The organism is Pelomicrobium sp. (assembly GCF_036803785.1).
Taxonomy (GTDB): Bacteria; Pseudomonadota; Gammaproteobacteria; order Burkholderiales; family UBA6910; genus Pelomicrobium.
The window spans coordinates 1-6,563 of record NZ_DAIRTR010000151.1 but is presented as its reverse complement, the minus strand read 5'-3'; the positions used below and the strand labels follow the sequence as shown (position 1 = coordinate 6,563).

Here is a 6,563-nt window from a genome sequence, read left to right as displayed (position 1 = left end):
GCGCCTGGGTGACCAGTGGCGGCGGGGTGCCGGTCCTGGGCGGTACGGTGGCGGTGGTGACGTGGGCCGCGGGCGAGGGTTTGCTGGGCTGGGTGCCACAGCCCGCCACGGCCACGAAAAGGCTCGCGGCAACAAGCCTCGCTGCCGGGAAGCAACCCGCCATGGGCATGGGCCCGGAGGAACGTTGCCCGGTTCGCCTCACTCCCCCTTTCTCCCTAAAAGGCATGAACGCAGTCTCAGCCTAGCATGAAATCTTTTTTATTCAAACCAATATTGAGCGTTATGTGAGTAGTTTGTCATGTCGCCATCCTGGATTCTTCACCGCATCGCCTTGATTTCGTCCAGCCGGCGCACGATGGGAGCGAACTCGCTCCGATAGCCGGACGGTAGCCGCTCCAGGGCTGCCAGGCCTTCCTCCCGGGTGTCGAAGCTGCCGTACAGGACGGCGAAGTTGGGCTGGCCGCCGGTGCGAGTGGGGTACACGTAAATCTTCTCCAACTCGATGCGTTCCCGGGCCCTTTGCAAGAACCGTTCCATGCGCGCCGGGCGGATGTCGTTGGTCAGGAAAAGCTGCACGCTGTAGCTGTCCCCTGGACGGGTCTCCAGAAGCTTCTTCGCCGCCGCCACCCGCTGGCCCAGCAGGGGGGACGCGTCGAGGGCCGATTCCGGAAAGGCGCTTGCGGACGCGGGCGGCTCTCGGGAGGCCTCCTCGGCCCCTCCTTCGGGGGGCGGTTGCGTCGACGCGAAAGCCGCTTGCCCCTGAGGTGCGGAGGATTCTTTCGAAAGCAGAACTGTCATCGTTGCCTGGACTGTGCCCGCGGGATCGGCCTCGGGCAGGGGCAAGATCCGGTAGAACCAACCGGCGCCTGCTGCAAGGCCAGCCGCCAAGAGGCAGAGGGTCAAAGCGAGCGCGAATGGGCGACGCCGAGGCACCAGCGCCGAATCGCGGATGGCCAACTTCACGTGGCGGGGTTCGATCCGGTGGGAGCCTTCCACGAAGGCGGCGAGCAGCGCCTTGTCGGCAAGGATGTTGATGCGCCGGGTGAGGCCTCGGGAGGCGCGGGCGATCGCCCGCACGGCCGCCGGACTGAATAGGTCCGGGCCCCGGTAGCCGGCCGCCCGCAGCCGGAAGGTGAGGTATTCGCCCACGGCGGATCCCTCCAGGGGCAACATCTGGAAGCTGTGGGTGATGCGGTCCCGCAGCTGGCGCATCTGCGGCCGGCTGAGAAGGGTGTCCAGCTCAGGCTGGCCGAATAGCACGATGCGCAGCAGCTTGTGGCGACCCGTCTCCAGGTTCGAGAGCAGCCGCAACGCCTCGAGCGTCTCTATGGACATGGCGTGGGCTTCGTCCACCAGCACGACCACGTATTTGCCCGCAACGTGCTTGTCGATTAGGGCCTGGGAGAGGGCCTTGAGGGCTTGGGTCTGGCGCTCGCCCGCCAGATTAAGGCCCAGCTCGTCGGCCACGGCGTAGAGCAGCTCATCCGGCCCCAGGGCGGGATGGCATAGATAGACCGTCTCCACCGCCGGGGGCAGCCGCTCCATGAGCACCCGGCATAGCATGGTCTTGCCGCTGCCCACTTCGCCCACCACTTTGACGATGCCCTCCACATGGGTGAGGGCGTAAATGAGCGCCTCCAGCGTCGAGCCGCGGCGGGCGCCGGTGTAGAAGAAATCGGTAAGGGGTGTAATGCTGAAGGGCGGCTCGCTGAGCCCGTAGTGGTCTAAATACACGCGAAGCGATCGGAGTGCGCGATGGCGTGGCTCAAGTGTTCTTGTCGCCCGGTTCGCCCCGCACCTCCATGCGGCTATAGAGGGTGGTGCGGTTGATGCCCAGGAGCTTCGCCGCCTGGCTCACGTTGCCGTGGGTGAGCTGCAGGGCGGCCCGGATGTAGCTTTGCTCCCAGAGCTTCAGGGTCTGGTCCAGGCTGAATTCCCGCTCCCGTTGGAGCTGGCGGGTGGCGAGGGCCAGCAAGGCCTGCGGGTCGCGCTGAAGCATGGCCTCATCGGGAGAGGCGGCCGGCAGAGTCACGTCCAGCTCCGCTTCTAGCTGGCGCGCGTCCACCCGGCGTCCGGCGTACTTGGTGACCAGGCGAATGACGATGTTGCGCAGCTCCCGCACGTTGCCGGGAAAGGGATAGCGTTTCCACAGCTCGAGGGCATCGGGGGAAAGTTCGAAGGGCTGGGCATCTCCCTGGTCGGCGTAGAAGCGGCGGAAATGCTCCAGCAGCAGCAGCTTGTCACCGTCGAGCTCCCGCAAGGGCGGCACCTGGATGGTGAAGACCGAAAGCCGGTGGTAGAGGTCGGCGCGGAAACGGCCCGCCCGCACTTCCTGGCGCAGGTCCCGGTTGGTGGCGGCGATTACCCGGGCGTTGCTCTTGCGTGTCTGGGTTTCCCCTACCCGCTGGAATTCGCCGTTTTCCAGCACCCGCAGCAGCTTAGGCTGCAGGTCCAACGGCAGCTCGCCGATCTCGTCCAGAAACAGCGTGCCGCCGCTCGCATCCTCGAAATAGCCCGACTTGGCGCCAGTCGCGCCGGTGAACGAGCCCTTGGCGTAGCCGAACAGCGTGGGCTCCACCAGGTTGGGGGAAATGGCGGCGCAATTGAGGGCCAGGTAGGGCGCGCTCGGGTTGGCGGAGAGCTTGTGCAAGGCTGCCGCCACCATTTCCTTGCCGCTGCCCGATTCCCCTTCGATCAGCACCGGAAACGGGGCGCGCGCGTATTGACGGATCTGCTCCCGCATTTTCTGGATCGGCTCGCTTGAGCCGATGATGCCGTATTCCCCGGGCAGGGCTTCCTTGTCTTCCTTGAGCTCCCGGGCGCGGGCGGAAAGCGCCGCCATCAGGTGGGCTTTGATGTCCTCGGGCTCGCACGGCTTGGCGATGAAATCCACCGCACCGAGGGCGCGGGCATGGCGGGCATTGGCCTCGTCGTTTTGCCCCGAGAGCACCAGGATCTTCATCTGCTCGGAATGGGCAAGGAGCTCGGAGATCAGGCGGAAGCCCTCATCCGGCTGATGGGGGATGGGAGGCAGCCCGAGGTCCACCAGGGCGAGGTCGGGCGGCGGGTCCAATTGCCGCACCAGGCTGATGGCATGGGGCCGGGTCTCGGCGACGTGGACCTCGAAGTCCCGCCCTAGGACGAAGGCCAGGGTATCGGTGATGAGGTTGTCATCGTCCACCACCAGCAGGACGGGTTTCCCGTCGGGCTGGCCGGGGATGCCGATGACGCCGGCGGCCGGTGGGCGGCGGTGCGAGGGGCTCATGGGCATAAGTATACGGGTACGGTCCGTCCTACGGGTACAGCCAATCAGCCCCCGATCCCCTCCGGCCCGCGGTTCCCGACGACCCGGGCCTCCTTCGCGCAGGCGGGGTCTCCCACGGGCCAGGAGCGGGGAAGGGTTGGGAAGCTTTTCGCCCTGCAGACAGAATGCCAGCATCCCCCCGTGCGGCCGGGGGTGCAGCGGCGCACGCCCATGTCACGGAAGCGCCGGGCCGCGATGCGGGCGCAGCTCGTCGGGAACAGCTCTTGCACACTATCGCCCGCCCCCTCCCTCGGTCGACCTTAGACAGGCTATCCTAACCTGGATTTTGTCTAGGACGTCCCGGAAAATGGACGCTGTGAGGGACCCGCTCTATTCACCGCATCCCAGTCGAGACGCTCGATTGCTCCTGCACCCCGGGCGCCTTCGGGGCGGCCCTCCTCTGCCAGGCCCACGATGAGACGCGTCCGGATCGAGCTGTTGTACCCATGACCCACGATTTTCTGGTCCACCTGGCCTCGGAGGCACGAAGCCCCCGCGTGCGGGTCGATGCCGCCTTGGAGGAGGCCCTGGTCCGGCTCGACGCCTTGCTGGAACCCCTGTGCCAGGAGTTGCAGGTGGAATACGTGGGGCCCGCCGTCGGGGTGGAGGCGCGGGAAGTGCACCGACTGGTGGTGGCGGCGCACGCCTGGACGGCGGGGCCGCCCGCCTGGGGGGTGCGGGTCTGTTGCGCCCGAGCACCTTCCGGTTGGCGCGCCGAGTGGACCCTGGCCGGCGCGGGGCGCCTGCGCAAGCGGCTCATCGTGCAGGCGCTGCCTGAATTCTTGGAGGGCTTCCTGGAGGCGGTGGTGGCGGCGGGCAAGGCTGATACGCCTGCCGGCCGCCAACTCGCCCGCCTACGCGAAGCGTTCTCCCCAAGGGGCCCGGCAGTGCTATGATCGGCGCCTGCAGCGTAACCGTCGCTTCTGTCCGCCTCCCGCCATGAACCGGGTGCCCGACCTTTCCCTGGTGCGCCATCTGAGCGCCGCCGCCGAGCCCTACCGGGACCCGGTGGTCCGCGTGCGGTGGGACGCCCTTTCCCTGAAGGACTTCTGGCTCCCTCGGGAGGCCCTGTCCCTCTGCGGCCTGGCGGCGTTCGATTCCCTGGACGAGGCGACTCAGCGCCGGCTCTCCCAGTACGAGTTCCTGGGCATCATCCGCGCCGGGCTCTGGTTCGAGGGCTTGTTCATGGCTCGACTCGCCCGGCGGCTGCGGCGGCCGCTCCCGCTGGCGAGCCATATCTATCTCCTACGGGAGCTCCAGGAGGAAGCGGGCCACAGTCTCATGTTCCTCACCCTCATGGACAGAACCGGGCTCGCCCTACCGGACGGGTACCGGCCGCTGCCGCGCAGCGCCGAATGGCTCGGCCAGTGGCTGCCAGTGGACGGGCCCTTGTTCTGGCTGGCAGTGCTCATCGGCGAGGACGTGCCGGACAAGCTGAATCGCTACCTGCGCCAGCAGCGGGAGGAGGCGGTGAATCCGGCGGTGCGGGACATCTGCCTCATGCACATGCTGGACGAGGCCCGCCATTTGGCCTTCGCCCGCCGCACGATCGAGGCGGCCCTGACTGGGCTCACGCCGGCGAGCCGCCGATGGCGGGGTTGGATCTTGGGGCGGCTCCTGACCCTCATGGCGCAGGCCATGTTCTATCCCCAAGCCGTTCTCTACGAAGCGGCGGGCTTGACACCCGGCCGCCACTGGCAGGCCCTCGCCCGCTCAAACCCCCATCGGCAGGCGTTCGTCCGCCGCTTGCTGGGACCCACGGTGCGGCTGCTCCAGGGCTACGGCTTCAAGGTGTCCCTTTCCCTCCCCTGAGGGGAACGGTGGCCTCTAGGGCTGCCCAGCAGTCGTAGCGGGGCCGCCAGCCCAGCTCCGTGTGTGCCCGGGTGCAGTCCAGGGTCAAGGAGCGGGCGAGTCCCTCCACCCAGCCCGGCTCGCCGAAAAGCCCGGTCAGGCGCCAGCCCAAGCCCACCAGGCGCCGGGCGGCGGCGAGGCTCAACGGGACGGCCCGACGGTGGCGCTCGCGCACGGCCTCGCGAAAGGAAAAACTCCCTTCTGCGGCCAGGTTGAACGGCCCACGGGCGTCGCCCGTGAGGGCCGCGATCACCGCCTGCGCCACGTCTTCTTCGTGCACGCACTGGAGCTGGGGCTGGGGATCGGGAAGGCGTACGTAGAAGGGTTGGGCCAGGAGGGCTTTGAGGAGGGGCTGGCAGCGGGGGCCCACGATGGCGTGGGGGCGTAGCCGCAACGCCTGCGGATCGCACGCCTGCAACGCCTGCTCCACCGCGGCTTTGTGCCAAGCATAGGCGAAGCCGGGAAGGGGTGCGAAGGGCGCCGTCTCGTCGAGGGCTTCGCCGCCGCCGTACACCGCCGCGCTGGAGAGAAAAATCCGCCGCCTGACTCCGAGGCGCTTGGCCCGGGCAAACAGGGTGAGGCTGCCTTCCACGTTCACGGCGCGCATGGTGGCTAAGGCCGTGCGGCCCCGCAGGACCACGAAGGCGAGATGGACCAGGGCATCCGCCCCGGCCAGCCATCGGTCTAGTCCGGGCCCCCCGAGCGCTGCCTGCAGGCCCCGAAACTTGGGATGGGCATAAGCGGGGGGACGCAGGTCGATGCCCCGCACTTCCTCCACCCCGGGGTGCTGGCACAGGGCGGGCAGCACCGCCTGGGCGAGGCGCCCCGCAGCGCCCGTCACCACCACCTTCATGGTCGGGAGAAGCGGGGAAGCACGTGGGTGGCGAGACAGGCGAGGGATTCCTGCACCACTTCGGTAGGCAACGCCCCCGCGCCCACGGCGAGCAGCAGATGGGTGACGCCCGCCGCCTCGTAGCATTCCAGCTGCTGCGCGCACTCGTCCGGGTCGCCCACTACCACCATGCCGAACCGTTGCAGAAACGGGAGGTGAATGCCCAGGCGGGCAAGGGCCCGGAAACGGCCCAGCTCGCGGAAGTGTTCATACCCCGGATACAAGCTTTCCAGCACCGGCAGGGTGGTCTGGTACAGGGCCCGATAGAACCAGGTGAAGGCTTCGGCCGCCAGCCGCCGGGCCCGCGCGCCGTCCTCCAGGCACAGCACTCCCACGGTCATGGCCGCCCGGGGCGGGGCGGGACTCGTCCAGGCCCGACGATAGCGTTCCAGGTCGTGGCGCACCATGAACCAGGGCTTGAACGGGCCGGCGAGCACGCCAAGCCCCCGCTGCGCCGCCCATTCGAAGGTGTCTGGGCTTACGGCGGCCGTCCACAAGGGCGGGTGGGGCCTCTGG

The 6,563-nt window shown here is 68.2% G+C and carries 6 protein-coding genes and 1 pseudogene; 2 read left to right on the top strand and 5 right to left on the bottom strand.

Going from position 1 to position 6,563, the window contains the following annotated elements:
• From V7Q81_RS13785 to V7Q81_RS13775, 3 genes and pseudogenes are all read right to left on the bottom strand, one after another.
• A pseudogene (locus V7Q81_RS13785) lies at window positions 1-202 on the bottom strand (hypothetical protein); the annotation flags it as partial.
• Between the two features lie 116 nt (window positions 203-318).
• Entirely contained in the window at window positions 319-1,734 is a 1,416-nt protein-coding gene (locus V7Q81_RS13780; protein ID WP_333844340.1) for an AAA family ATPase, read from the bottom strand.
• Window positions 1,735-1,765: 31 nt separating this feature from the next.
• On the bottom strand, window positions 1,766-3,265 hold the full coding sequence (locus tag V7Q81_RS13775; protein WP_333844337.1) for a sigma-54-dependent transcriptional regulator: 1,500 nt from the start codon (window positions 3,263-3,265) through the stop codon (window positions 1,766-1,768).
• 485 nt (window positions 3,266-3,750) lie between these two features.
• Here V7Q81_RS13775 and V7Q81_RS13770 point away from each other — a divergent pair, with 485 nt between their 5' ends.
• Both V7Q81_RS13770 and V7Q81_RS13765 read left to right on the top strand, forming a co-directional pair.
• Complete coding sequence (locus V7Q81_RS13770) at window positions 3,751-4,200, top strand: hypothetical protein (RefSeq protein WP_333844335.1); 450 nt, start codon at window positions 3,751-3,753, stop codon at window positions 4,198-4,200.
• A 43-nt stretch (window positions 4,201-4,243) separates the two neighbouring features.
• Window positions 4,244-5,116 (top strand): diiron oxygenase, encoded by an 873-nt coding sequence (locus V7Q81_RS13765; RefSeq protein ID WP_333844332.1) that lies wholly within the window; start codon window positions 4,244-4,246, stop codon window positions 5,114-5,116.
• Here V7Q81_RS13765 and V7Q81_RS13760 read toward each other — a convergent pair.
• Together V7Q81_RS13760 and V7Q81_RS13755 are read right to left on the bottom strand one after the other, a co-directional pair.
• Window positions 5,091-6,008, bottom strand: a complete 918-nt coding sequence (locus V7Q81_RS13760) for an NAD-dependent epimerase/dehydratase family protein (protein ID WP_333844330.1) — start codon at window positions 6,006-6,008, stop codon at window positions 5,091-5,093. The genes V7Q81_RS13765 and V7Q81_RS13760 overlap by 26 nt on opposite strands.
• On the bottom strand, window positions 6,005-6,563 hold a 559-nt coding region (locus V7Q81_RS13755), incomplete at its 5' end, for an LLM class flavin-dependent oxidoreductase (RefSeq protein ID WP_333844327.1). The genes V7Q81_RS13760 and V7Q81_RS13755, both read right to left, overlap by 4 nt.